The sequence below is a fragment of the Candidatus Parvarchaeota archaeon genome (genome assembly GCA_016866895.1).
Classification (GTDB): domain Archaea; phylum Micrarchaeota; class Micrarchaeia; order Anstonellales; family VGKX01; genus VGKX01.
This window is the reverse complement of sequence record VGKX01000228.1, coordinates 1-1,208: the sequence shown is the minus strand read 5'-3', so window position 1 is coordinate 1,208 and position 1,208 is coordinate 1. Positions and strand designations below refer to the sequence as shown.

At 52.1% G+C, this 1,208-nt stretch carries 1 protein-coding gene; it reads left to right on the top strand.

The features are described from left to right. Nucleotides 1–199: 199 nt before the first annotated feature. The coding region (locus FJZ26_06165) for a hypothetical protein (GenBank protein MBM3229990.1) at nt 200–1,208 on the top strand (1,009 nt) is incomplete at its 3' end.

The following is a 1,208-nucleotide window of genomic DNA, read 5'->3' as shown; positions in this document are numbered from 1 at the left end:
AGGAATCGTGCTTGCCGGAGTCTACATGTACATCAAATCAAGGAGGGGGAAGGGGCTTAAGAAATAAGCTGCGCAGTGGGGCAATGCAATGACAACATTGTTTTTTTCCGCCAAATCAGATATTTAAAATTATTGTGGGAAAATAGTACAGTAAATAGTACAGTAAAAACGCGGAAAATAGCTTTTGGGGTTTGATAAAATGAGAAAAATATTGCTTTTGGCTCTTATTGTTGCCGCAATTGCGGTTTTTGCAGGCTGCACAGCATTCCAGAAGGGGTGCGCAAAGGACTCTGAATGCAAGGACTGGCAAAAATGCGACGTTGGCAAAAAAGCCTGCGTTGTCAGGGAAGGGTTTTGCCAAAATGACGGGGAGTGCGGCGACAGCCTGAAGGCCTGTACTCCAGACACGCATATTTGCAAGTACAAGGCAGGCAAGTGCAGCAGCGAAGTTGACTGCGAGGCATGGCAGACTTGCTCGACATCAGCAAACGAATGCAAGCCAAAGGCGGGCTTTTGCGACTCTGACAGGATGTGCAACCAGAACACGCAGGTGTGCAGCCCCAAAAAGCACCAGTGCGTGCCAAAGGCTGGCTCCTGTCGCGACCAGTTTGACTGCGAGGCTTGGCAGTCGTGCAACACAAACACACAAAGATGCGTGCCAATTGAGGGGAGATGCGACATTGAAGTCGACTGCACAGGCTGGCAGACTTGCAACCTGACAACCCACTCGTGCAGCATTAGGCCTGGGTTTTGCCAAAACGACCTGGACTGCGAGGCTTGGCAGGTTTGCGACAGCAACATAAAGCGCTGCGTTGTCAATCCCGACAACTGCATCTCCGATGAAATGTGCAAGCCTTGGCAGCTTTGCAACTCAAAGACCAACAAGTGCGAGTCTAGGAGGGGCTATTGCGATGCCTCGTCCCAGTGCGACAAGTTCCAGTTCTGCGAGCCAAACTCGCATACTTGCCAGGCAGTGGCTGGAAGGTGCGCAAATGACAATGACTGCCCGTTCTACCAGGTTTGCACCCCCGATGAAAACAGGTGCCAGACAAGGCTTGGCTACTGCACAAGCACCGCTGATTGCACTGCAAACGAAAGGTGCGACACAAGGGAGGGGGCAGGCACGCTCCACAGGTGCGTGCTTATCACCTGCGCCGCAGACTCGGACTGCCCGGGCTCAACTTGCAACATAGAGACAAACAGGTGCA